General features: G+C 66.1%; 31 protein-coding genes, 1 tRNA gene and 1 pseudogene. 20 read left to right on the top strand and 13 right to left on the bottom strand.

Going from position 1 to position 23,219, the window contains the following annotated elements:
• Nucleotides 1–5 precede the first annotated feature (5 nt).
• Nucleotides 6–269, bottom strand: coding sequence for a membrane protein (locus tag ACZK45_RS15005; protein ID WP_032128657.1), 264 nt, complete (start codon nt 267–269; stop codon nt 6–8).
• Nucleotides 269–565, bottom strand: coding sequence for a hypothetical protein (locus tag ACZK45_RS15000; protein ID WP_005410439.1), 297 nt, complete (start codon nt 563–565; stop codon nt 269–271). Before ACZK45_RS15000 ends, ACZK45_RS15005 begins: the two co-directional genes overlap by 1 nt.
• A gap of 429 nt (nt 566–994) precedes the next feature.
• Between ACZK45_RS15000 and thrS the strand changes: the two genes are divergently transcribed.
• The 11 genes and pseudogenes from thrS to ACZK45_RS14945 all read left to right on the top strand — a co-directional run bounded on the left by thrS (nt 995) and on the right by ACZK45_RS14945 (nt 9,481).
• A complete protein-coding gene (gene thrS / locus ACZK45_RS14995) occupies nt 995–2,896 on the top strand; it encodes a threonine--tRNA ligase (protein ID WP_032128659.1) in 1,902 nt (633 codons plus the stop codon).
• 48 nt (nt 2,897–2,944) lie between these two features.
• Nucleotides 2,945–3,487 (top strand): translation initiation factor IF-3, encoded by a 543-nt coding sequence (infC, locus tag ACZK45_RS14990; protein ID WP_005410437.1) that lies wholly within the window; start codon nt 2,945–2,947, stop codon nt 3,485–3,487.
• 266 nt (nt 3,488–3,753) lie between these two features.
• On the top strand, nt 3,754–3,951 hold the full coding sequence (rpmI, locus tag ACZK45_RS14985; protein ID WP_005410436.1) for a 50S ribosomal protein L35: 198 nt from the start codon (nt 3,754–3,756) through the stop codon (nt 3,949–3,951).
• Between the two features lie 11 nt (nt 3,952–3,962).
• Complete coding sequence (gene rplT / locus ACZK45_RS14980; RefSeq protein ID WP_006380762.1) at nt 3,963–4,322, top strand: 50S ribosomal protein L20; 360 nt, start codon at nt 3,963–3,965, stop codon at nt 4,320–4,322.
• 193 nt (nt 4,323–4,515) lie between these two features.
• On the top strand, nt 4,516–5,511 hold the full coding sequence (locus ACZK45_RS14975; protein ID WP_005417865.1) for a phenylalanine--tRNA ligase subunit alpha: 996 nt from the start codon (nt 4,516–4,518) through the stop codon (nt 5,509–5,511).
• Between the two features lie 121 nt (nt 5,512–5,632).
• Nucleotides 5,633–8,016: pseudogene (pheT, locus tag ACZK45_RS14970) on the top strand (phenylalanine--tRNA ligase subunit beta).
• A gap of 27 nt (nt 8,017–8,043) precedes the next feature.
• Nucleotides 8,044–8,343, top strand: a complete 300-nt coding sequence (locus tag ACZK45_RS14965) for an integration host factor subunit alpha (protein ID WP_005410432.1) — start codon at nt 8,044–8,046, stop codon at nt 8,341–8,343.
• A complete protein-coding gene (locus ACZK45_RS14960; RefSeq protein WP_005410431.1) occupies nt 8,324–8,680 on the top strand; it encodes a MerR family transcriptional regulator in 357 nt (118 codons plus the stop codon). Before ACZK45_RS14965 ends, ACZK45_RS14960 begins: the two co-directional genes overlap by 20 nt.
• Nucleotides 8,681–8,748: 68 nt before the next feature.
• Nucleotides 8,749–8,825, top strand: a tRNA-Pro gene (locus ACZK45_RS14955).
• Between the two features lie 117 nt (nt 8,826–8,942).
• Nucleotides 8,943–9,143 carry a hypothetical protein gene (locus tag ACZK45_RS14950; RefSeq protein ID WP_014037933.1) on the top strand — a complete coding sequence of 67 codons (201 nt, stop codon included), beginning with the start codon at nt 8,943–8,945 and terminating at the stop codon, nt 9,141–9,143.
• Nucleotides 9,140–9,481: a low molecular weight protein tyrosine phosphatase family protein gene (locus ACZK45_RS14945; protein WP_032128660.1), complete on the top strand. Its 342-nt coding sequence runs from the start codon at nt 9,140–9,142 to the stop codon at nt 9,479–9,481. The genes ACZK45_RS14950 and ACZK45_RS14945 overlap by 4 nt, the downstream gene beginning before the upstream one ends.
• Here ACZK45_RS14945 and ACZK45_RS14940 read toward each other — a convergent pair.
• Nucleotides 9,460–9,897, bottom strand: a complete 438-nt coding sequence (locus tag ACZK45_RS14940) for a GNAT family N-acetyltransferase (protein ID WP_125894328.1) — start codon at nt 9,895–9,897, stop codon at nt 9,460–9,462. The genes ACZK45_RS14945 and ACZK45_RS14940 overlap by 22 nt on opposite strands.
• Nucleotides 9,898–9,982: 85 nt before the next feature.
• On the bottom strand, nt 9,983–10,492 hold the full coding sequence (locus ACZK45_RS14935) for a DUF3011 domain-containing protein (RefSeq protein WP_125894326.1): 510 nt from the start codon (nt 10,490–10,492) through the stop codon (nt 9,983–9,985).
• Between the two features lie 240 nt (nt 10,493–10,732).
• Between ACZK45_RS14935 and ACZK45_RS14930 the strand changes: the two genes are divergently transcribed.
• Nucleotides 10,733–11,128: a hypothetical protein gene (locus ACZK45_RS14930; protein ID WP_012511691.1), complete on the top strand. Its 396-nt coding sequence runs from the start codon at nt 10,733–10,735 to the stop codon at nt 11,126–11,128.
• 24 nt (nt 11,129–11,152) lie between these two features.
• On the opposite strand, the gene ACZK45_RS14925 is transcribed toward ACZK45_RS14930, so the two are convergent.
• Nucleotides 11,153–11,845: an aspartate/glutamate racemase family protein gene (locus tag ACZK45_RS14925; RefSeq protein WP_125894325.1), complete on the bottom strand. Its 693-nt coding sequence runs from the start codon at nt 11,843–11,845 to the stop codon at nt 11,153–11,155.
• A 26-nt stretch (nt 11,846–11,871) separates the two neighbouring features.
• On the opposite strand from ACZK45_RS14925, the gene ACZK45_RS14920 reads away from it, so the two are divergent.
• The 5 genes from ACZK45_RS14920 to ACZK45_RS14900 all read left to right on the top strand — a co-directional run bounded on the left by ACZK45_RS14920 (nt 11,872) and on the right by ACZK45_RS14900 (nt 14,247).
• Entirely contained in the window at nt 11,872–12,243 is a 372-nt protein-coding gene (locus tag ACZK45_RS14920; protein WP_478444877.1) for an ArsR/SmtB family transcription factor, read from the top strand.
• Nucleotides 12,243–12,593 (top strand): SRPBCC family protein, encoded by a 351-nt coding sequence (locus ACZK45_RS14915; protein ID WP_125894322.1) that lies wholly within the window; start codon nt 12,243–12,245, stop codon nt 12,591–12,593. The genes ACZK45_RS14920 and ACZK45_RS14915 overlap by 1 nt, the downstream gene beginning before the upstream one ends.
• Before the next feature lie 37 nt (nt 12,594–12,630).
• A complete protein-coding gene (locus tag ACZK45_RS14910; protein WP_032128666.1) occupies nt 12,631–13,239 on the top strand; it encodes an ATP-dependent Clp protease proteolytic subunit in 609 nt (202 codons plus the stop codon).
• A 98-nt stretch (nt 13,240–13,337) separates the two neighbouring features.
• Nucleotides 13,338–13,979, top strand: coding sequence for a LysE family translocator (locus tag ACZK45_RS14905; RefSeq protein ID WP_032128667.1), 642 nt, complete (start codon nt 13,338–13,340; stop codon nt 13,977–13,979).
• Between the two features lie 94 nt (nt 13,980–14,073).
• On the top strand, nt 14,074–14,247 hold the full coding sequence (locus ACZK45_RS14900; protein WP_006380555.1) for a DUF1328 domain-containing protein: 174 nt from the start codon (nt 14,074–14,076) through the stop codon (nt 14,245–14,247).
• A gap of 22 nt (nt 14,248–14,269) precedes the next feature.
• On the opposite strand, the gene ACZK45_RS14895 is transcribed toward ACZK45_RS14900, so the two are convergent.
• From ACZK45_RS14895 to ACZK45_RS14880, 4 genes are all read right to left on the bottom strand, one after another.
• On the bottom strand, nt 14,270–14,602 hold the full coding sequence (locus tag ACZK45_RS14895; RefSeq protein WP_005410423.1) for an SMR family transporter: 333 nt from the start codon (nt 14,600–14,602) through the stop codon (nt 14,270–14,272).
• A gap of 13 nt (nt 14,603–14,615) precedes the next feature.
• Nucleotides 14,616–15,188, bottom strand: coding sequence for a TetR/AcrR family transcriptional regulator (locus ACZK45_RS14890; protein ID WP_049401207.1), 573 nt, complete (start codon nt 15,186–15,188; stop codon nt 14,616–14,618).
• A gap of 86 nt (nt 15,189–15,274) precedes the next feature.
• Nucleotides 15,275–15,508: a DUF1653 domain-containing protein gene (locus ACZK45_RS14885; protein WP_032128669.1), complete on the bottom strand. Its 234-nt coding sequence runs from the start codon at nt 15,506–15,508 to the stop codon at nt 15,275–15,277.
• Between the two features lie 12 nt (nt 15,509–15,520).
• Nucleotides 15,521–15,805, bottom strand: coding sequence for a hypothetical protein (locus ACZK45_RS14880; protein ID WP_125894318.1), 285 nt, complete (start codon nt 15,803–15,805; stop codon nt 15,521–15,523).
• A 404-nt stretch (nt 15,806–16,209) separates the two neighbouring features.
• Here ACZK45_RS14880 and ACZK45_RS14875 point away from each other — a divergent pair, with 404 nt between their 5' ends.
• From ACZK45_RS14875 to ACZK45_RS14865, 3 genes are all read left to right on the top strand, one after another.
• Nucleotides 16,210–16,416: a hypothetical protein gene (locus ACZK45_RS14875; RefSeq protein WP_049423877.1), complete on the top strand. Its 207-nt coding sequence runs from the start codon at nt 16,210–16,212 to the stop codon at nt 16,414–16,416.
• Nucleotides 16,417–16,547: 131 nt separating this feature from the next.
• Nucleotides 16,548–17,111: a DUF3011 domain-containing protein gene (locus ACZK45_RS14870; protein WP_049401711.1), complete on the top strand. Its 564-nt coding sequence runs from the start codon at nt 16,548–16,550 to the stop codon at nt 17,109–17,111.
• A gap of 166 nt (nt 17,112–17,277) precedes the next feature.
• On the top strand, nt 17,278–17,481 hold the full coding sequence (locus ACZK45_RS14865) for a hypothetical protein (RefSeq protein ID WP_005417823.1): 204 nt from the start codon (nt 17,278–17,280) through the stop codon (nt 17,479–17,481).
• Nucleotides 17,482–17,633: 152 nt separating this feature from the next.
• Here the strand turns inward: ACZK45_RS14865 and dxs are convergent, their stop codons facing one another.
• The 4 genes from dxs to ACZK45_RS14845 all read right to left on the bottom strand — a co-directional run bounded on the left by dxs (nt 17,634) and on the right by ACZK45_RS14845 (nt 23,148).
• On the bottom strand, nt 17,634–19,541 hold the full coding sequence (dxs, locus tag ACZK45_RS14860) for a 1-deoxy-D-xylulose-5-phosphate synthase (protein WP_049424033.1): 1,908 nt from the start codon (nt 19,539–19,541) through the stop codon (nt 17,634–17,636).
• 105 nt (nt 19,542–19,646) lie between these two features.
• Nucleotides 19,647–20,312 (bottom strand): HNH endonuclease, encoded by a 666-nt coding sequence (locus ACZK45_RS14855; protein ID WP_019336875.1) that lies wholly within the window; start codon nt 20,310–20,312, stop codon nt 19,647–19,649.
• A gap of 503 nt (nt 20,313–20,815) precedes the next feature.
• The gene (locus ACZK45_RS14850; RefSeq protein ID WP_049401710.1) at nt 20,816–22,606 is read right to left on the bottom strand and encodes an acyl-CoA dehydrogenase C-terminal domain-containing protein; all 1,791 of its coding nucleotides are present in this window, start codon (nt 22,604–22,606) and stop codon (nt 20,816–20,818) included.
• Between the two features lie 65 nt (nt 22,607–22,671).
• Nucleotides 22,672–23,148, bottom strand: a complete 477-nt coding sequence (locus ACZK45_RS14845) for an LEA/WHy family protein (protein WP_032130304.1) — start codon at nt 23,146–23,148, stop codon at nt 22,672–22,674.
• Between the last annotated feature and the right edge of the window lie 71 nt (nt 23,149–23,219).

Raw genomic sequence — 23,219 nt, 5'->3', positions numbered from 1 at the left:
AGGTCTCATTGCACCGCGCCGGTCAGGCGCAGCAGCCCGAGCACGGCAAAGCCGGCGGCGGCGCTGCCGGCCAGCACCAGCCAGGCGCGCAGCGCGCTGCGGAAACTGAACGCCCACAGGGCGGCCAGCATCCACAGCGGGATGAAGGCGATGAGGGTCGGCACCAGCGCCCGTTGCCACGGGCCGGGCGGCAGCCACGCCAGCAGGCCGGTGACGGCTGCGGCGAGGAGGAAGCCGGCGATGATGCCGGCAAGGGCACGCGGCCACATCAGGGCGACTCCGTACCGGGGCGGTGCCAGGCCGCCAGCGCCGGCAGCAGCATGGCGGCCAGCATCCAGGTGCACAGCATCGCCACCAGGCCGGCGGCAAAACCAAGCTCGGCCATCCACAGCCACAGCGCGGCGGCAGCGGCGACCAGGCCGATCTGGCGGCCAAGGCGGCCGGCACGGCGCAGGCGCGGCCAGCGGCAGTGTGGCGAGGCGGCATAGAAGGCCAGCGCCGAGAACATCGCCGCCAGCATGCCCAGGCTGCAGAAGCCGAGCGTGGAAAGGCCGACGGTGATCATCGCGGGCGGCCAGCGTGGCAGCGGGCCGGCGAACGCGGGGCACGGGCGGGGCCGGCGGGAGCCGGTCGGAGCGGGTGGCGCATCACGGGGTCCTGGGGGAAAGCGGGCAGGCTGGCACAGGGCGGCCTGCGCCGACATGGTAATCATTGCAATTTCACGCCGCCAGCGAGACCCATTCAGCGGACCGTACGGTAGGCCTTGGGCTTTCCCCTGCGCTGGTTTAAGATCAGCGTAGGACCCTGACTGGAACAAGGTGGCCCGCGCCCAGCGCCGGCCGAGCGTGCGACATGAGCACTACCACCGCCCACTGTTGACCTGCCCCCGAAGGCCCTGTGTTCCAGGCGCCCTCGCGGCGCTTTTTTATTGCCCGGGCGCCGCCCCGGGAACGCTTTCCAGCCCGCCCTGCGGGCCCCGCACGAAGCCACTGCGATGATCAACATTACTCTTCCCGACGGCAGCCGCCGCGAATTCGAAAATCCCGTCAGCGTCATGGAGGTCGCCCAGTCGATCGGCGCCGGCCTGGCCAAGGCCACCATCGCCGGTGCCGTGGATGGCGTGCTGGTCGATGCCAGCGACGTCATCGACCACGATGCCAGCCTGCGCATCATCACCGCCAAGGACGAGGAGGGCGTGGAGATCATCCGCCACTCCTGCGCCCACCTGGTCGGCCACGCCGTCAAGCAGCTGTACCCGGACGTGAAGATGGTGATCGGCCCGGTGATCGCCGAGGGCTTCTACTACGACATCTACTCCGAGCGCCCGTTCACCCCGGACGACATGGCCGCGATCGAGAAGCGCATGGGTGAACTGATCGCCCAGGACTACGACGTCATCAAGAAGGTGACGCCGCGCGCCGAAGTGATCGAGATCTTCAAGGCCCGTGGCGAGGACTACAAGCTGCGCCTGATCGAGGACATGTCCGACGACATCCAGGCGATGGGCATGTATTACCACCAGGAATACGTGGACATGTGCCGCGGCCCGCACGTGCCGAACACGCGCTTCCTGAAGGCTTTCAAGCTGACCCGCATCTCCGGCGCCTACTGGCGCGGTGACGCGCAGAACGAGCAGCTGCAGCGCATCTACGGCACCGCCTGGGCCGACAAGAAGCAGCTCGAGGCGTACATCAAGCGCATCGAAGAAGCCGAGATGCGCGACCACCGCCGCATCGGCAAGCAGCAGGACCTGTTCCACCTGCAGGAAGAAGCGCCGGGCCTGGTGTTCTGGCACCCGAAGGGCTGGGCACTGTGGCAGGTGGTCGAGCAGTACATGCGCAAGGTGTACCGCAAGACCGGCTACGGCGAAGTGCGCTGCCCGCAGATCCTGGACGTGAGCCTGTGGCAGAAATCCGGCCACTGGGACAACTACCAGGACGCGATGTTCTTCACCGAATCGGAGAAGCGCACCTACGCGCTCAAGCCGATGAACTGCCCGGGCCACGTGCAGGTGTTCAACCAGGGCCTGCACAGCTACCGCGACCTGCCGATCCGCTATGGTGAGTTCGGTGCCTGCCACCGCAACGAGCCGTCCGGCGCGCTGCACGGCATCCTGCGCGTGCGTGGTTTCACCCAGGACGACGGCCACGTGTTCTGCACGGAAAACCAGGTCGAGGCGGAAGTGACCGCGTTCCACCAGCAGGCGCTGGCGGTCTACCAGCACTTCGGCTTCGATGAGATCCAGGTCAAGATCGCGCTGCGTCCGGAATCGCGCCTGGGCGATGACGCCACCTGGGACAAGGCCGAGGGCGCGCTGCGCTCGGCACTGTCCAGCAACGGGGTGGAGTGGCAGGAGCTGCCGGGCGAGGGCGCCTTCTACGGCCCGAAGATCGAGTACCACCTGAAGGACGCGATCGGCCGTACCTGGCAGCTGGGCACGATGCAGGTCGACTTCATGATGCCGGGCCGTCTGGGCGCCGAGTACGTGGACGAGAACAGCCAGAAGAAGCACCCGGTCATGCTGCATCGCGCCATCGTGGGCTCGATGGAGCGCTTCCTGGGCATCCTGATCGAGCACCATGCCGGCCAGTTCCCGGCCTGGCTGGCGCCGACCCAGGTGGTGGTGGCCAACATCACCGACGCTCAGGCCGAGTACGTCTCGGGCGTGACCAAAACCCTTGCGGAGCAAGGCTTCCGCGTCAGCTCGGATTTGCGTAACGAGAAGATCGGCTATAAAATCCGTGAGCATACGTTGCAGCGCGTGCCCTACCTGCTGGTCATTGGTGACCGCGAGAAGGAGAATGGGGCTGTGGCGGTGCGTACGCGTTCTGGCGAAGACCTGGGCAGCATGAGCCTGCAGGCCTTCATCGAGCGGCTCCAGGCCGAGGGCGCGTAAGCAAAGGTCCGGTCCGGGGGCACAGGCACCCGGACCGGTTCGATACCCTTGGGAGAACGTAATATCAGCACCCCTGACAACAAACAGAACCGCAAGAATCAGGAAATCCGTGTGCCGCGCGTCCGCGTGATCGGCAGTGACGGTGAAATGATCGGCGTGTTGTCGCGCGACGAAGCGCTGTCCATGGCCGAAGATGAAGGCCTGGACCTGGTCGAAATCCAGCCGCAGGCCGATCCGCCGGTCTGCAAGATCATGGACTTCGGCAAGTTCAAGTTCGAAGCGCAGAAGAAGGCCAGCGAGGCCAAGAAGAAGACCAAGCAGGTCGAGATCAAGGAAGTGAAGTTCCGTCCGGTCACGGACGAGGGCGACTACCAGATCAAGCTGCGCAAGATGCGCGGGTTCCTCGAGGATGGTGACAAGATCAAGGTCAACATCCGTTTCCGTGGCCGTGAAATGAGCCACCAGGAACTGGGCCGCGAAATGGCCAACCGGATCGAGACCGATCTGGGCGAGGACATCGTCATTGAATCCCGTCCGCGCCTGGAAGGGCGTCAGATGGTCATGATGATCGCGCCGAAGAAGAAGACCTGAGGCCTGACGGGCCGCCTTCCGGGGCGCCTGGCTGAACGGTTCAGGGTAAAGGGGCGCCATGGGCGTCCCTTTGCTTTTGCAGGAAGCCGGTGAATTGCCGGCGAAAGGGTTGCAGGGGCTGGTGGCAGGGCGGTTTTGCCTGTATCATGCCCGGCTCGACCCACCCAGGACGGGTCGTACGCCGATCATGGCAGGACGGAAAGAGCGGCCCAGGCCGCCGCCAGATCAGTCAGAAACCAGGGTCATATCCCATCAAGGACATTGCAATGCCCAAGATCAAGACCAACCGGGCAGCGGCCAAGCGTTTCCGCAAGACCGCCTCGGGCAAGTACAAGTGCGGCCACGCCAACCGTAGCCACATCCTCACGAAGAAAGCGACCAAGCGTAAGCGTAATCTGCGTCAGACGGGCCATGTCCGTGCAGAAGACGCAGGCCGTCTGGACCGCATGCTCCCTTACCTCTGAGGAACTGAAAAATGGCACGAGTTAAGCGTGGCGTACAGGCGCGTCGCCGCCACAAGAAGATTCTGGATCTCGCCAAGGGCTATTACAACGCCCGTCGCAAGGTCTTCCGCGTCGCCAAGCAGGCGGTCATCAAGGCACAGCAGTACGCCTACATCGGCCGTAAGCAGAAGAAGCGCAACTTCCGTTCGCTGTGGATCACCCGTATCAATGCGGCTGCCCGCATCAACGGCCTGAGCTACAGCCGCTTCATGAATGGTCTGCTGAAGGCCGGCATCACCCTGGATCGCAAGGTCCTGGCTGACATCGCCGTGCACGACGCAGCCGGCTTTACCGCGCTGGCCGAAAAGGCCAAGGGCGCGCTGGCGGCATAAGTCCTTCCCGATGCCGTAACCGTTCACTCGGAACGGTGTCAGGTCAAGGCAATGCATGGGGAAGGGCGCAAGTCCTTCCCCATTCTTTTTTGGGTCCCGGCGAGGCCATGACGGCAGCGCGGGGACGGCGGTGGCGACAGGGGTCGGCCCTTCGCGCATCGCGATGGCAGATCGACTGGAGTTCCGGCCCCCCATGAGCGACATCCAATCCCTCACCACCCAGGCGCTGGCCGATGTGGCCGCCGCACAGAGCCCCGACGTGCTGGAACAGCTGCGGGTGGCCCTGCTTGGCAAGAGTGGCAGCATCACCTCGCAGCTCAAGCAGCTCGGCGCCTTGCCGGCCGACGAGCGCAAGGCCGCCGGTGAAGCGATCAACCAGGCCCGCGACGCGCTGACCCGCGCGCTGGGCGAGCGCAAGGCGCTGCTGGAAGACGCGGCACTGGATGCGCGCCTGGCCGCCGAAGCCATCGACATCACCCTGCCGGGCCGCAATGGCGACCGCGCCGGCCTGCATCCGATCACCCGCACCCTGGAGCGCATCACCGGCATCTTCGGCCGGCTGGGCTACGAGCTGTCGGAAGGGCCGGAGATCGAGGATGACTGGCACAACTTCGAGGCGCTGAACTTCCCGCCGCACCACCCGGCGCGCGCCATGCACGACACCTTCTACTTCGGTGACGGCCGCCTGCTGCGCACGCATACCTCCGGTGTGCAGGTGCGCTACATGGGCGACCACGCGCCGCCACTGCGCATGATCGCCGCCGGCAAGGTGTACCGCAGCGACAGCGACCAGACCCATTCGCCGATGTTCCACCAGGTGGAAGGCCTGCTGGTGGACGAGCATTCGACCTTCGCCGACCTGAAGGGCACGCTGGCCGAGTTCGTGCGCGCCTTCTTCGAGCGCGACTTCGAGATGCGCTTCCGCCCCAGCTACTTCCCGTTCGTTGAACCGGGCGCGGAAGTGGACATCGCCTGGCAGCAGCCCGATGGCAGCACCCGCTGGCTGGAAGTGCTCGGCTGCGGCATGGTCCATCCGAACGTGCTGCGAAACGTCGGCATCGATCCGGAGCGCTACACCGGCTTTGCCTTCGGCATGGGCGTGGAGCGCTTCGCGATGCTGCGTTACGGCGTCAACGATCTGCGCGCGTTCTTCGAGAACGACGTGCGCTTCCTGAAGCAGTTCGCGTAAGTCGCAACCGTGTAGCGCCGAGCCATGCTCGGCTGCTTTTCTGGATGGACGCCTCCTTGCGCATGCGCTGGGCGACCACAAAAACCGCAACGGGAGGCACGCCTCCCACCAGGGTGACACCATGAAATTCTCCGAAAACTGGCTGCGCAGCCACGTCCCGACCCGCGCTTCGCGCGATGAACTGAGTGCGGTGCTGACCGCCATCGGCCTGGAAGTGGAAGAAGTGACCGCGCTGGGCGAGGGCCTCGAGCACGTGGTCGTGGCACGCATCATCGACGCCGTACGCCATCCGGAAGCCGACCGCCTGCAGGTGTGCAGGGTCGAAGCCGGGCAGGGCGAGCTGCTGCAGATCGTCTGCGGCGCACCGAACGCACGTCCGGGCCTGGTTGCGCCGCTGGCGATGGTCGGCGCGCAGATTGGCGAGCTGAAGATCAAGCCGGCCAAGCTGCGCGGTGTCGAGTCCAACGGCATGCTGTGCTCGGCCAGGGAGCTGGGCCTGGACAACGATGCCTCCGGCCTGCTGGAGCTGCCGGATGACGCACCGGTCGGCCAGGCTCTGGTCGATTACCTGGGCCTGCCGGACGCCAGCATCGAGATCAAGCTGACCCCGAACCGCGCCGACTGCTTCAGCCTGCGCGGTATCGCCTACGACGTCGCCGCCGCCACCCGCAGCGACGTGCTGGATTTCACCACCGAGACGATTCCCGCCATCGGCAGCCGTGAGCTGGCCATCCAGCTCGACGCCGGCGCCGAAGCACCGCGTTACCTGGGCCGCGTCATCGAAGGTGTCAACGCCGCCGCCGAGACCCCGCTGTGGATGGCCGAGCGCCTGCGCCGCAGTGGCGTGCGCCCGGTCTCGCTGCTGGTCGACATCACCCAGTACGTGATGCTCGAGCTCGGCCAGCCGATGCATGCCTACGACCTCGACACCCTGCAGGGCAGCATCGCCGTGCGTCGTTCGCGTGCCGGCGAGAGCCTGAAGCTGTTGGATGGCCGCGATGCCGCGCTGGACGACAGCTTCCTGGTGGTCACCGACGCTGATCGTGCGGTCGGCCTGGCCGGCCTGATGGGCGGCTTCGACACCCGTGTCACCGACGCCACCACTGCCGTGTTCCTGGAGGCCGCGCATTTCGCGCCGGCCGCGATCATGGGCCGTGGCCGCAAGCTGGGCCTGCACACCGATGCCGGCCACCGCTTCGAGCGCGGTGTCGACCCGGCACTGCCGCGTACCGCCATCGAGTACGCCACCCGCCTGGTGCTGGACCTGGCCGGCGGCACCCCGGCGCCGGTCACCGAGGCCGTGCGTGAGGCCGATCTGCCGCAGCCGGCAACCATCGTGCTGCGCCGCGCCCGCATCACCCGCGTGCTCGGCATCACCATCGACGATGCGGAAGTGGAGCGCATCCTGCGCGCGCTGGGCATGGACGTGGTTGCCACCGCCGACGGCTGGCAGGTCACGGCGCCGAGCCGCCGCTTCGACATCGCCATCGAAGAAGACCTGATCGAAGAGCTGGCGCGCATCCACGGTTACGAGCAGATCCCGACCACGCTGCCGGGCGGCGCCTCGCGCGTGGCGATGCCGAGCGAGACCCAGCTGGACGCACTGAGCGTGCGCCGCCAGCTGATCGCCCGTGACCAGCAGGAAACCGTCAATTTCGCTTTCGTCGACGATGCGCTGCTGAGCCAGTGGCAGCTGCGCGACGGCCTGGTACCGCTGGCCAACCCGCTGTCGGCCGAACTGGCGGTGATGCGCCCGTCGCTGCTGCCAGGCCTGGTCGCCACGTTGGGCCGCAACGCCGCCCGCCAGATCGGCCGCGTGCGCCTGTTCGAACTGGGCCGCGTGTTCGCCCAGCAGGCACGGTCGGCCGCCGCATGGCGCCGCTGGAAACCCTGCGCGTGGCCGCTGCGGTCTGTGGCGATGCACAGGCACTGCAGTGGGGCCTGCCGGCCCGCAAGGTCGATTTCCATGACCTGAAGGGCGATCTGGAATCGCTGGCCGCTGCCAGTGGTGCGGTACTGGAGTTCCGCCCGTCGGCCCGCCCCTACGGCCACCCGGCCCGTTCGGCCGAGGTGTTCCGCGATGGCGTGGCGATCGGCTGGATCGGGCAGATCCACCCGCGTCTGGCAAAGGCAATGGACATTGAAGCCGACGTCTACGCCTTCGAACTGGACCTGGAGCCGCTGACCGCCCGCCGCCTGCCGCGTGCCGGCGAGCTGTCGCGCTTCCCGGCAGTGCGCCGCGACCTGGCATTCCTGGTGCCTGAACAGGTGGCCTGGGCCGATCTCGCGGCCACCCTCCGCCAGGCTGCTGGCCCGCTGCTGCGCGACCTGAACCTGTTCGACCGCTACGTCGGCCAGGGCGTCGAGCCGGGATTCAAGAGTCTCGCTATGGGCTTGATTTTGCAGGACAAGTCGCGCACTCTGACGGACCGCGACGTGGATGCGGTGGTGGCCGAGGCGGTCACTGCCATCGAGCGTGAACATCACGCCCGGATCCGCGGCTGAGCGGGCAGCACTCGGGGGTAGCAGGCAATGGCATTGACCAAGGCGGAGATGGCGGAAAAGCTGTTCGACGAAGTCGGTCTGAACAAGCGGGAAGCCAAGGAATTCGTCGACGCGTTTTTCGATGTGCTGCGTGAAGCATTGGAACAGGGACGTCAGGTGAAGCTGTCGGGCTTCGGTAATTTCGATCTGCGGCGCAAGAACCAGCGCCCGGGTCGCAACCCCAAGACCGGCGAGGAAATTCCGATTTCCGCCCGTACGGTGGTCACCTTCCGTCCGGGCCAGAAGCTCAAGGAGAGGGTGGAAGCTTATGCTGGATCCGGGCAGTAACCGCGAACTACCGCCGATCCCGGCCAAGCGCTACTTCACCATCGGTGAGGTCAGCGAGCTGTGCGACGTCAAGCCGCACGTGCTGCGCTACTGGGAAACCGAGTTTCCCAGCCTTGAGCCGGCCAAGCGCCGAGGCAACCGCCGCTACTACCAGCGCCACGACGTGCTGATGGTGCGGCAGATCCGCAGCCTGCTGTACGAACAGGGCTACACCATCGGTGGTGCACGCCTGCGTCTGGATGGCCCCGATGCCCGCGAGGAATCGGCGCTGAGCAACCAGATCATCAAGCAGGTGCGCATGGAGCTGGAAGAAGTGCTGCAGTTGTTGCGCCGCTGATCCCATTTCCATCGTAATCCGCTATACTTCACGGCCCGCCGCACTGGCGGGCACATCGCAGCATCAGTCGGGGCGTAGCGCAGCCTGGTAGCGCATCTGCCTGGGGGGCAGAGGGTCGTCGGTTCGAATCCGGCCGTCCCGACCACTGTGATGAATCAAGAAGCCTGCGCAGCGATGCGTGGGCTTTTTTGTGCGCGCGGTGTATGCTGCGCGCCACTCGTACTACCGCGGCTGCTGAACCCGGTACTCACGAGAACACATCATGGAATCTGCAAGAAACCGTGCCTGGCGTCGCAGCCAGGCGCGCAATCGTGGTGGCGACCGCGCCACGACCGCCTACAGCTACAAGCCCGAGAAGAACTGGAAGCTGCTGTACACGCGCGATGCCAAGCTTGCGCGCGCACGCCAGCTGGGCTTCACCTATCCAGTGCTCAGCGCCCGCCAACTGCAGGAACAGGAATGATCAACCTGCTGTTCGTCTGCAGCCGCAACCAGCTGCGCAGCCCAACCGCCGAAGCCATGTGGCGACGGCGGCCCGGCTTCACTGCGCTGTCGGCCGGCACCAGCCCGCATGCACGACGCCCCATCGGCCCGGCGGACATCCGCTGGGCCGATGTCATCTTCGTGATGGAGGCCAAGCACCAGCATCGCCTGCAGGCCGCGTACGCGCGCCTGCTGGAACACAAGCGCCTGCATTGCCTGGATATACCGGACGACTATCGCTGCATGGATCCCGTGCTGATGGATCTGCTGGACACCAAGGTGACCGCGTATCTCGATCAGCTGCCGGCAAAGCGGTAGATCAGCTCCGGGTCACCGTCATCCAGTCCATGCACGATGCCGCTGTCGATGAAGCCCGATGCAACGAGCAGGCGCTGCATGGCGATGTTGGAGGCATTGGTCGAGGTGAACAGCTTGCGCTGTCCACGCTGTGCGATCGCGTGCCGCAGCAGTGCGGCGCCGACGCCCTGGCTGCGCCGCTCGCGCGTGACCATCAGCATTTCGATGAAGGCTTCGCCGAAGAAGTGCTCATGGAGGGTCATGTAGCCGACGATCCCGCGCTCCTGCTCGGCAACATGCACGTTGCCCCGCGCCAGCCACTCGCCAATCTGCTCCGCCCGTCGAGGGTCGCTTGCCGCCACGCTGTCGAGTGCGATCAGCGCGGAGGCATCGGCGGGCGTCGCGTCGCGGAGGCGCAGCGCAGTCGCAGCGGGCATGGTCGGGCTCCTGACAGGAGGGCCCAGTCTATCGGCTCTGCCGCAGGCGCAGCCGCACCCGCCGCAGCCAGCGCGTGCTCGGCAGTCAATACACGCGGAACTCGGCCCGGCAGCCGTCGCTGACCCACACGCCGCGTCGGTCCCAGCCCCAGTTCTGGTCCTCGATGCAGGCCGTCACCGACTTCTGCTTGACCAGGCGCACCTCGTGGCGAACACGGATACGGCATTCCTTGTCCTTCTTTTCGTAGGACTCGCAGACCAGGCGCTCGCCATCATCGTCACGGTCCCTGCCGCGGCCCGGCCAGCGTCCGCGCCCATAGCCGTCGGCGACGAACTCGGCGCGGCAGCCGTCGGTCACCCACAACGTGCGGCGGCTCTGGCCCCAGTTCTGGTTCTCCACGCACCGGGTCACCGACAGCTGCCTGGCCAGGCGCATCGGGCCTTCGATCGGGCATTGCGCGGTCTTGTTGAACTGCGATTCGCAGCGCAGCGCCGGAATGTGATCGGTGTCGTAGTCCTGTGCGGCCACGGTGGTGGCGGCCAGCAGCAGGGCAAGGGAGGTGCCGGTGATCGTCAGCAGCAGGCGATGGGACATGTGCAGGCTCGGTGGGGATGGGGCGGCAAGAATGGCCCAGTCCGGGGCTGCCGGAACGCTTCGTTCCGAAGATGGCTCAGTGGCGGTTTAGTAGTACGCGCGGGCCCATGCAGAGGCTTACATCCCGTATCATCGCTGCACATCCGATCGCATCGGTTTACACCCTCTTACATGTCTCCCACGCCGGTCGGCACAGCCTGTGGCTGTTGTCACTGGCATGCGGCCGGCGCGTGGAGGAGGATGCGCGGACCACGACGACCACAGGGGGTTGCGTTGATCAGCAGTACCGTCATTCATCGCTCGGCCGACGCAGGTGGCGCCGAGGTGCGGGTCCTGGACACCACGTTCAAGGGCAAGCATGTGTTCATTGCCTGGGGCCTGCGCGGGCCGGAACTGACCCGCAGCGCGGACCCGGCTGCCACCGTGGCCGCACGCAAGGCGCTGCACGCGGTTGCCGGCCACAGCGAGGGGCCGCGCAGCCCGGAAGTGTTCATCGCCAACCAGTCGGCGGTGGCGATCACGGTCTATCGCCTGCTTACCGAGGCGCGCTCCGGCGATGCCATCTTCTTCCTGTGCGATTCACAGGCGGTGGTCGAGTGGCTCATCACCGCGCTGGAAGTGCAGGGCGCGGACTGATTCCGCGCTCCGGCGCGCATCGATTCACGCCAGCGCCGCGTCCACCGCAGCCCGTGCGTGCAGTGCAGTGGTATCGAACAGCGGCACTGCGCTGTCTTCCGGTCGTACCAGCAGCATGATCTCGGTACAGCCCAGGATGATGGCTTCGGCACCGCGCGCCACCAGTCTCGCGATCACGCCGGCGTAGACCTGTCGTGAGTGCTCGCTGACCACACCGGCGATCAGTTCCTGGTAGATGATGTCGTGCACGCTGCGACGATCATCGGCTTCGGGAACCAGCACCTCCAATCCGAAGCGATCCTGCAGCCGGCCGCGGTAGAAGTCCTGTTCCATGGTGAAGGCGGTACCGAGCAGGCCCACCTTGCGTGCGCCTGCCTGCACGATGGCCTGGGCGGTGGGGTCGGCGATATGCAGCAGCGGCAGTGGGCAGACCGCCTCGATGCGGTCGGCCAGCTTGTGCATGGTGTTGGTGCAGATCAACAGCAGATCGGCGCCACCGGCCTGCAGGCGCCGTGCAGCGTCGGCCATGTGGTCGCCCAGCGCATCCCAGTCGCCGTCATGCTGCAGCTGCTTGATCGGGGCGAAGTCCACCGACCACAGCAGTAGCTGCGCCGAATGTGCGCCACCGAGGCGCTGCCGCACGTCCTCGTTGATGAGCCGGTAATACTGCGCCGAGCTTTCCCAGCTCATGCCGCCGATCAGGCCAAGGGTCTTCATGCACAGCTCCATGCCGGGGAGCCGTCATGGCAGCACAGCCGATGCGGGAGTTGCACTACACATTAGTGGTTGCTAATGTGTTTGTCATGATCGAGAACGCCCTCTTCAAAGCGCTGGCCGACCCCACCCGCCGCCACATCTTCGAAAAGCTGGCCGAGGGCGGGCAGCATGCCAGCGCGCTGCGCGAGGGCATGGCGATCAGCCAGTCTGCGATGTCCCAGCACCTGGCGGTGCTGCGCGATGCCGGGCTGGTGAGCGAACAGCGCCAAGGCCGTTTCGTCCACTACGAGGTCGATCCGCGCGGGCTGGCGCACATCGGCAACTGGCTGCAGCGCTACCGGGCCTACTGGCCCGCGCGGATGGATGCCTTGCAGGATCTGCTGAAGGAGATGGACTGATGGACGATGTTCTGAACGAAGCGGCTCCCGCGTTGGTGATGGAGCAGTGGCTGCCAGCGCCACCGGAAAGGGTCTGGCGCGCACTGTTCGATCCGGCACTTCGTGAGCGCTGGTTGCCGGCGGCCGATCTTGCCGATCTGCAGCCCTGCCTGTGCGAGGAGGGGCGGGAGCTGGGGTTCCGCCTGCGCGATGCGCAGCCTCCGCATCTGCACAGCCTGGTGTGTTTCCAGCTGCGCGCGGATGACGGTGAGGGGACGGTGCTGACCATCGTGCATCGGCTCACCGACCTGCGCGCGCAGCTGCCGTTGGCCGCCAACGACGATCATCGCACCATGATGCGCGCGGCCTGAGCCGGCGCCTGGATCGAACGCTACAGGGAGCAGGCACATGCGGGACAGAATGCAGCTGATACCGATGGTGGTGGAACGCAGCGAGCGCGGTGAGCGCTCCCATGACATCTACTCGCGGCTCCTGCGCGAGCGCATCATCTTTCTCAACGGTGAAGTCGATGACACTGTGTCGGCGCTGGTCTGCGCGCAGCTGCTGTTCCTGGAATCGGAAAACCCGGAGAAGCCGATCCATCTGTACATCAACTCGCCGGGTGGAGTGATCTCCAGCGGCCTGGCGATGTACGACACCATGCAATACATCTCGGCCCCGGTGCATACGCTGTGCATGGGCACCGCGCGGTCGATGGGTTCGTTCCTGCTGATGGCCGGCGAGCCCGGTCACCGTGCGGCGTTGGCCAATGCCAGCCTGCATGTGCATCAGCCGCTGGGCGGGGTGCAGGGCCAGGCGTCGGACATCTTCATCCATGCCGAGGAAATGCAGCGCACCAAGCAGCGCATCACCCGGCTGTATGCGCAGCATTGCGGACGCAGTGTCGAGGAGGTCGAGCAGACCCTGGACCGCGATCGTTTCATGAGTGCCGAGCAGGCATGCGAATGGGGCTTGATCGACCAGGTACTGGTACGGCGCGACGCGCTCGCGGCCTGAGCCTGCCTCTGTAACCACCGCATCCATGCTGCGCTGTGTGTGCCGCGCCAGGCCGGCGCACTCTATGCTGGTGGGATCTTCTGAAGTGGATGTCCGATATGGCCCTGCATACCTGGTGGTGGTTCCTCGCCACGGTGTTCGTTCTGTGTGGTACGCCGGGGCCGAACATGCTGCATATCCTCGGTCGCAGCGTCGGGCTCGGCTTTCGCGGTAGCGTGCCGGCGATGGCTGGCTGCCTGCTGGCGATGCTGCTGGTGCTGGCGGCCTCCGCAGCAGGCCTGAGTGCGTTGCTGCATTCCTCGCCGATGCTGTTTGAGGTGTTGCGCTATCTGGGCGTGGCCTATCTGGCCTGGCTGGGCCTGAAGGCATGGCGTGACAGTTGCCGTCCGGCACCACCGGTGACGGTCGATGCCGCGCTGCCGGTTGCGGCGTCGCTGGGCGCGTGGAAGGTGTTCCGTGGTGGCCTTCTGGTGGGCCTGAGCAATCCCAAGCTGCTGCTGTTCGCTGCGGCGTTCCTGCCGCAGTTCGTCGACCCGTCGCGTGGCCAGGCGCTGCAGTACAGCGTGCTGGTTGCCACCTTCGCCGGCTGCGAACTGTTCTGGTACGTGATGTATGCCGCCGGTGGCCATGGCCTGCGCCGATGGTTGGCCAAACCCTTCGCGCGGCGCTGGTTCGAGCGGCTGGTGGGCAGCGTTTTCCTGGCCTTTGCAGTGGCCCTGCTGCGTTTCCGCCCGCGCTGATTCACGCCGCGCACGCGGCCTGTTCACGACTGCCGCATCGGCTACGGCCTAGCCTGATCATCCAGTACGCAGTCCCCACGGGGAAAGGTTTGACATGATCAAGTGGGCCATCATCTTCGCCATCATCGGCGTCATTGCGGGCGTGCTCGGCTTCGGCGGCATTGCCGGCGCCGCGGTCGGCATCGCCAAGTTCCTGTTCTGGGCCGGCATCATCATCGCCGTGGTGCTGTTCCTGCTCGGCATGACCGTAGCGAAGAAGGTCAGCTAGCGTTGATCGCGCAGCAGCGTACTCAGTGTGCGCTGCTGCGCGAGAACAGATTGATCACCAGTACGCCAGCACAGATCAGGCCGATGCCGATCAACGCCGGTGCATCCAGGCGCTGCTTGAACACCACCAGCCCGATCAGCGAGATCAGCACGATGCCGACGCCGGACCAGATCGCGTAGGCGATGCCGGTCGGGATCGACTTCATGGTCATCGACAGCAGGTAGAAGCACAGTCCATAGCCGACCAGCGCGCCCAGTGTCGGCGCCAGCCGGCTCATGCCGTCGGATGCCTTCAGCAGCGACGTGGCAATTACTTCCAGCACGATGGCAGCGGCAAGGTAGAGATAGGGATTCATTAAGCGCTCCTGCTCACTGCGGGTCGCATAGTTTCAGGGCCTGTTCGGCCATCGCCAATGCGTTGGCGCGTTCTTCCTCGTCCAGCGGACGCCCATAGGCCGTGGCCCAGTAGCCATCGGCAGCGCAGCGCGCCGCATACAGTCGGGGATCGTTGGCTTCGCCGGCGAACTCGGCCAGCATCGCACGCTTCCAGGTGCGCCAATGCGCGAGCAGGGCTGGTTCCATCAGGTTGCCCAGGGTCAGGCCGATGTCGTTGTCCTGTTCCTGCTGCAGCAGATGCTCGAAATTGGCCTGCACATAGGCGCGGCTGAAACGGCCATGCCCTTCGGGGTTTTCCTGCAGCAGGGCACGCACCCGCGCTTCGAATTCGCCGATGAGCGCTCCGATGGCTTCATCCACCAGTGCCTGCTTGCTGCTGAAATGATGGAACAGCGCACCCTTGCTGACACCGGCGGCCTGTGCGACGTCCTGCACGGTCAGCGCGGCCAGGCCATTACGGCCGATCACTTCAATGGTGGCCTGCAGCAGTGACTGGCGCACGCTGTCGGGCGCCTTGCGGCGCGAACGGGAGGGGGATGCGGACATGGCGGGAAGAAACCGACTGGACGGTACGATTGTAACGCAGGCCCGTGGTGTCACCGCGCTGCCGGCCAGGGCCGGCAGCGGAACCGTCATGCGTCGATGCGGGCGAAACGCGGCTGCGGTCCGTGTTCGCCCGGTACCTGTTCGACGAACATGGCATACGGGCGCACCCACAGGCCGCCTTCGCCATAGAGCGCGCGATACAGCACCAGTGGCTCCAGCGTCTCGCTGCTGCGGACAATATCGAGCACGTCGTACTCGCCGCCCTTGAAGTGGCGGTAGCGACCCGGGGCCAGGGTGGGTAGCGGGCTCAGCTCAGCCATGGGGTGCGCGCCTCACTTGCGTGCCGGGCTGGCCGGCTTCGCGCAGTAGGCATCGATGGCCTCGGCGGTATTGGCCAGGCCCTGTGCCTGTGCCAGTTCCCACGGGCGTTCGCAACGCTGGCTGTGCTCGCACCACTGGTAGCCGGCCGAACCAATGCATCCGTGGGCATCGCGATCGCCGCCCACCTTCGGTATCGCAGACGAGGTGGTCGCCGCATCGGCACGTGCGGCGGCGTCGTGCTGGTTGGCGCACGCGGTCAGCACCAGCAGGGCTGGAATCAGAAGAAGCGCTTTCATCGGGCGGGCTCCGAGCCTAAAGCGACAGTGTCTGTCGCAAATAGCCCTCCAGCAAGCGCTCAGTGCATGGCGGCGCGGATCAGCTCTTCAATCAGCACCAGATAGCTGGCGACGAAATAGAACTTCAGCAGCGTCCAGCGCTGCTGCGAGAAGAAGGTGCGCATGTGGAAGGGGCCCCTGTTGGTGACGGTAGTGTGAAGCTCCGTCAACTCCGTGACAAGGGTCACGGAACGCCTTCACTAAACAGCCTCAGGGATGTGAGGGTTGGGAAGCGCCCGACCGAATCCTGAGGCATTTTCGTACAAATCTGATGGGCCATCTCCGACGCGATCGATAGCCTGAGGGTGTACTGGCACGTGGCCCTGCCGCCTGTCACCGCCTCTTTCCTTCCGCAGGAGCTTCTCATGGTCTTTACTGTCCAATGCACTGCCCGGCACTGGTCCGTGTTGCATCCGAAGGCGGGTGACGCCACCCGTTACGCCCGCGGTGCCGATGCCTTCGACGCGGCCGCTGCGCTGGCCCTCGAGCACCATCGTCGCACCGGCCAGCGCAGCACGGTCCGGGTCGAGGCGCTCGGCAGCACCGTGGATGCGCTCCATATCGGGGAGTGACGCCACCGGCCGAGGCGCAGTCAGCCACGGTTGAGTTGTTTGAATGGGGAAAAAACCGCCGTGGGGCGCCCCCTGTGCGCCGCGCCACGAATCCCGGATGCTTGCGCCATCGTATTCATCCGGAGATTCCGATGGGCAAGGCACTCACCTGGCGAACCCTGGCCTGCACGCTGCTGCCGATGCTGGCGGCCGCGGGCGGCGCGCAGGCGCAGAGCTATGGCTACGGTTATGACGACGATCGCTATGGCGGTCGTGATGGCGGCGGCATCGTCCGCTGCGAATCGATCAAGAACCGCAGCAATGAATGCCGCCTGGAAGGCCGTGCCCGGATGATCCGCCAGTTGTCCGGTTCGCCGTGCGTGGAAGGCGAGACCTGGGGGCAATCGCGCTACGGTGTGTGGGTCACCCAGGGCTGCCGTGCCGAGTTCGTTGGCGAGTACCGCCGTGGCGGTGGCTGGGGTGGTGGCCATGGCAACGGCTGGGGCAACGGTGGCAATGGCTGGGGCGGGGGTGAGGTGATCACCTGCCATTCCAACGGCCACCGCCAGGAGTACTGTGATGCCCGCATCCGTCGTGGTGTGCGCCTGGTGCGTCAGGATTCACGCAGCGCCTGCATCGAGGGCCAGACCTGGGGCTGGAACCGTCGTGGCATCTGGGTCAGCGACGGCTGCCGGGCGCAGTTCCAGGTGAATTGAGCTCGCCCATCGAAAATCAGAATAATCTGATACAGCTCACATTTTGAACGTCGTATCTTCTGTGATCAGGGCACCCTGCGTGCCCCTGATCCGTCGCGATGAAGTCTGCCGTAACCGGCACGCCCGTCCCGCCACCGTCGATACGCTGCCTCAAGGAGTGAGCTGCATGTTGATCCGCCTGCAATGCGAGCAACGCCAATGGCGCGTGCTGCACCCGGACCGGCCGGAACCGATCGAGTTCCGCGACGGTGCCCGGGCCTACGATTTCGCTGAAACCCTTGCACGCCTCCACTTCGTCGACACCGGGCAGCGCGCTGCGGTGCGGGTGGAGGCCAGCGGTGCGTTCGTGGAAGCGGTCAGCTACGGCTGAGGGTTGGGGTTTCCGGCCAGATCATCGTTCCGGAGCCCGCTAGCCACGCACGGCGTGGATCTACTTTGCATCTGTCTCCACGCATGGCGTGGATCGACCCCTGTTCCGCAGTAGATCCACGCCATGCGTGGATCTACTGGTGGTGACCGGCCTCAGCCTGCCGCGCTGAGCGGCGGGGTCCCGGCAGCCAGCTGCGGCCAGCGCTTGAGCACCGCCGCGCGGATGCCCGCCGCATCGATACCGGCTTCGGCCAGCAGGTCCTCACGGCTTGCGTGGTGCTGGTAACTGTCTGGCAGGCCCAGGTGCAGGATCGGGCGCAATACGCCTTCGGCGTTGAGCAGTTCGCCGACGCCGGAGCCGGCGCCGCCGGCCACCACATTGTCTTCGATTGTGACCAGGCCCTCGTGCTGGGCGGCCACGGCCAGCACCAGCTCGCGGTCCAGCGGCTTGATGAAGCGCATGTTGACCACGCTCAGGCCCAGTTCGCGGCCGACCTGTTCGGCGGCGGCCACGGTGCTGCCAAAGGCGAGCAGCGCGACGCGGCTGCCCTGCAGGCGAAGCTCGCCCTTGCCGATCGGCAGGGTCGACAGGTCGGTACCGGCGGCGACGCCGGTGCCGGTGCCGCGCGGATAGCGCACGGCGGCCGGGCCCGGGTGCTGCAGGCCAGTGCTGAGCATCTGCCGGCACTCGGCTTCATTGGACGGAGCCATCACCACCAGGTTCGGCACGCAGCGCAGGAAGCTCAGGTCGAGGTTGCCGGCATGGGTGGCGCCGTCCGGGCCGACCACGCCGGCGCGGTCGATCGCGAACAGCACGTCCAGGTCCTGGATGGCCACGTCATGCACCAACTGGTCGTACGCACGCTGCAGGAAGGTCGAGTAGATCGCCACCACCGGCTTGCCACCCTGGGTGGCCATGCCGGCGGCGAGGGTGACCGCGTGCTGTTCGGCAATTGCCACGTCGAAATAGCGCTGCGGGTATTCCTTGCTGAAACGTACCAGGCCGGAGCCTTCGCGCATCGCCGGGGTGATGCCGTACAGGCGCGGCTCGGCGGCGGCGGCGTCACACAGCCAGTCGCTGAATACATCGGTGTAGGTAGGCTTCTTGGCACCGGCCTTGGCCACTAGGCCCTTGTCCGGATCGAACGGGCCGACGGCGTGGTAACCGATCTGGTCGCCTTCGGCCGGTTCGTAGCCCTTGCCCTTGGTGGTCATCACGTGCAGCAGCTTCGGGCCCTTGGAGGCGCGCAGCGTCTTCAGCGTAGACAGCAGGGCGGACATGTCGTGACCGTCGATCGGACCGGTGTAGTGGAAGCCCATTTCCTCGAACATCGTGGACGGCACGAACATGCCCTTCCAGTGTTCTTCCCAGCGCTTCACGAAGCGCGCCGGGTTGTTCTTCTTGTCGCCGAGGATCTTCTTGCCGCCTTCGCGCAGCGCATTGAGCGTGCGGCTGCCGGTGGCACGGCCGAGCATCTTGGTCAGGCCACCCACCGCCTCCGAGATCGACATGTTGTTGTCGTTGAGGATCACCAGCAGGTTCGGCTCGGGCTCCATGCCACCGGCGTGCATCAGCGCTTCGAACGCCATGCCGGCGGTCATTGCGCCATCACCGATCACTGCAACGACCTGGCGGTTGTCGCCTTCGGACTGGCGGGCGATGGCCATGCCGAGTGCGGCCGAGATCGAGGTCGAGGAGTGGCCGACGCCGAAGGTGTCGTACTCGCTCTCTTCGCGCTTCGGGAACGGCGCGACGCCGTCCTTCTGCTTGACGGTGTGGATCTCGTCGCGGCGACCGGTCAGGATCTTGTGCGGGTAGGTCTGGTGACCGACGTCCCAGACCAGCTGGTCCTGCGGGGTCTGGTACAGGTAGTGCAGGGCCACGGTGAGTTCGATCACGCCCAGGCCGGCGGCGAAGTGGCCGCCGCTCTTGCCCACCGACTCGATGAGGTAGGCGCGCAGTTCGTCGGCGACCGCCCTCAATTCGGATTCGTCGAACGTGCGCAGGTCATCCGGTGTCTGGATGCGCGCGAGGCGGGGATAGCGGGCAGAGTCGATCATCATGTTCGCACTTGTTCTGAACGCCCATTTTCGCCCTCAAACGGGGGTGGGGCAAGCAAACGCCGCCGCCCGTGACAGGACGGTGAGGGTTGCATTTTCAGCGATTCAGGTGCTCAGTTTTGACCGCTTGGGCAATTGCGCCTTCAGGAAGGCCATCTGGTCGGCCAGGATGTTGCGGTTGGACAGGATCAGGTGCTCGATCCAGCTGGGCCGGTAAGGCACCGCCAGCAACGGCATTCCGGCCTGCTGCGGGGTGCGGTCGCTCTTGCGCGAGTTGCAGTGGAAGCAGGCGGTGACCACGTTTTCCCAGCAGTCCAGGCCACCCTTGGACAGCGGCATGACGTGGTCGCGGGTGAGCGTGGGGCGGTTGAACTGCTGGCCGCAGTACATGCACAGGTGCGCGTCGCGGGCGAACAGGGCCGGGTTGGTCAGGTTCGGCGTGGGGTCGATCGCGCGGGAGCGGGCGTGGCCGCGGGCGGCGATGATCGGGTGCAGGTCCATGCCGCTCTGCAGGCCGCTGAAGCGGTTGGTGCCGCCGTGGATGTGCAGGCAGGGATCGCCGAGTGTCCAGGCCACGGCTTCGCGGGCGTAGAGGCACGCCGCATCCTGCCAGGTGATCCAGTCCAGTACGCGTCCGTGGGCATCAAGCGAGAGCAGCCGGACCGAACCGGGGCGATGCAGCGTCGTGGCGTTGGGCGATGCTTCGGCGCCCGGAGCAGAAAACGGAGCTCCGGCTTCGATCAGACCCAAGCGTGTAGTGTCTGTCTCCATCGGGAGAACAGCTTATACCTGAATGTTGACGATTTGTGTATCGCCTGTCGGCGATACGCAAATCGTCAACATTCAGGTCCACGCATTCCTCCTATCCCCCGCACCTGTCGGTGCGCCCCCTTTAGCAACCCAGCCCGCCGTTGGCGCGCTGGGTTGCCCGCGCATTCTTCCTAATCCCCGCGCCTGTCGGCGCGCCCCCTTTAACAAAAGGGGGCTTTTCTCCAGATGGATTTCGGTGGTTTCCATCCACGCATGGCGTGGATCTACGGTGTCGACCAAGGTCGACACCTACCAGCAGCAGAAATCTGTCGAGGGCGGGGTGGGTCCGGTTGCGGGGGCGTGAGCCGCATGGATGCGGCGACCGAGCTTACATGGACGTACTTGCAGCGTCCCCCGCAATTGGACCCACCTCGCCACCCCGCAGGAAGCCAGCTCTTGCCGTTGATGTTGCTGTTGCGGGTGTAGGCCAGCGGTAGCGCCGCGGGTGCCGGGCGCAGCCCGGCTCAGGCGCCGAAGCGCTCGTCGTCCATCGCCATCAGCGGGGCGGCGCCGGCCTGGATCGCGGCGGCGTGGGCGAGGGTGCGCGGCAGTACGCGGGCGAAGTAGAACCGTGCGGTCTCGCGCTTGCCCTGAGCGAAAGCGGCGCCGTGCGCGCTGGCATCGGCGGCGGCCACGCTGCGGGCCCACCAGTAAGCCAGCACCACGTAACCCGAATAGAACAGGTAGTCGTAGCTGGCCGCGCCGAGTTCGTCCGGATTGGAAGCCGAACGCTGCAGCACATCCATGGTCAGCTTGCCCCATTCGGCGGCCTTGGCGCGCAGCGGGCCGATGAACTCGGCCAGCGCTTCGTTGCCCTCGTTGGCCTTGGCGAAGGCTTCGATCTCGGCCAGCATCAGCTTCAGGCCGGCGCCCTGGCTGGACGCGGTCTTGCGGCCGATCAGGTCCAGCGCCTGGATGCCGGTGGTGCCTTCATACAGCGTGGTGATGCGTGCATCGCGGGCCAGCTGCTCCATGCCGTGTTCGCGGATGTAGCCGTGGCCACCGAAGCACTGCAGGGCGTTGTAGGTGTTCTCGATGCCCCATTCGGTCTGGCAGGCCTTGGAGATCGGGGTCAGGAAGCTCACCAGGGTGTCGGCGCGCTCGCGCTCGGCGGCATCCTCGGCGTGGTGGGCGACGTCGATCAGGGTGGCGGCGTGCAGGGCCAGCAGGCGGCTGCCCTCGACCAGTGACTTCACCGTCAGCAGCATGCGGCGCACATCCGGATGGACCAGGATCGGGTCGGCCGGCTTGTCCGGGAACTTGGCGCCGCTCAGGGCGCGCGACTGCAGGCGCTCACGGCTGTACTTCAGTGCGTTCTGGTAGGCGCGCTCGGACAGGCCGATGCCCTGCAGGCCGACGCCCAGGCGCGCGGTGTTCATCATGGTGAACATGGCCTGCAGGCCCTTATGCGGCTGGCCGACCAGGTAGCCCTGCGCACCATCGAAGTTCATCACGCAGGTGACCGACCCCTTGATGCCCATCTTGTGCTCGATCGAGCCGCAGCGCAGTGCGTTGCGCTCGCCGACGTTGCCTTCGCGGTCGACCTTGAACTTCGGGGTGACGAACAACGAGATGCCCTTGGCACCCGGAGGGGCGTCGGGCAGCTTGGCCAGCACCAGGTGCACGATGTTGCCGGTCAGGTCGTGCTCGCCGGCAGTGATGAAGATCTTGGTGCCGGTGATTGAGTAGCTGCCATCGGCATTCGGCTCGGCCTTGGTCTTGAGCAGGCCCAGGTCGGTGCCGCAGTGCGGCTCGGTCAGGCACATGGTGCCGGTCCAACGGCCCTCGATCAGCGGCTTCAGGAAGGCCTCGTGCTGCCAGGCCTCGCCGTGCTGCTTCAGCGCTTCGATGGCGCCGTGCGAGAGCAGCGGGAAGTTGCCCCAGGCCAGGTTGGCGGCGTTGATCATCTCGTTGAGCGGCACGCCCAGGGTGTGCGGCAGGCCCTGGCCGCCCAGCTCCGGCGAGGCGGTCAGGCCGGTCCAGCCGCCATCGACGAACTGGTCGTAGGCCTGCTTGAAGCCGGGCGGGGTGGTCACTTCACCGGTGGCCTGGTCGAGCACGCAGCCGATCTCGTCGCCGACGCTGTTGAGCGGGGCCAGCACGGTGGCGCTGAAGCGGCCGGCTTCTTCCAGCACGGCATCGACCACGTCGGCGGTGGCGTCGGTGAAGCCCAGGCGGGCGAACAGGGGTTCGACCTTGAGCACATCGTGCAGGGCGAAACGGAGGTCGGAAAGCGGGGCGGTGTAGCTGCTCATCGGTACGTCTCGATTTGATCAGGGACAGGGGGAGCGGCGCCGGGCGCCGCGGCGGAAAGCGGGAGTCAGCGCAGCACGCCCGGCAGGCCCGGGGCCTGGTTGAGGGTGCTGCGGCTGCTGATGTCGAAGCTGCGCTGCTTCTTTTCCTGCGGCGTGGCTGCCACCGTTCCCTTCAGGCCATAGGCCAGGGTGCGGTTGCTGGCCAGCGCATCGGCCACTACCAGGCGTGCGGCCGAGCTGGGCACCAGATTGACCTGGATGACGTCGGCCGAGGTGCCGCCGATGGAAATGCCCGGCTTGGCCTGCAGGGTGCCGGCGTCGCTGTCGCCGACGGTCAGCGCCAGCGCGACGTCATCGAAGGTCATGGGCATGGAGCTGTAGTTCTGCAGGCGCAGGGCTACGGTCCAGTTGCCGTCGGCGCGCACGGTCAGCTGCTGCAGGCTGGCCGCCGGTTCCGAAACACGCTTGACGATGCCGTTGTTGCAGGCAACAAGGGCGAGGGTGCACAGGACGATCAAGGCGATACGGAAGCGGTGGAGCATGGGCGCAGGTCCTCTGGAGGGGTGCGTTGGATAAGCATACTACGGCGTATGGTCGTTTGGATCGCCTGTGG

It is taken from the genome of Stenotrophomonas sp. 63632_Sma (assembly GCF_056482875.1).
Note: the sequence above shows the minus strand (reverse complement) of the source record. Positions and strands in the feature narration are given on the sequence as shown.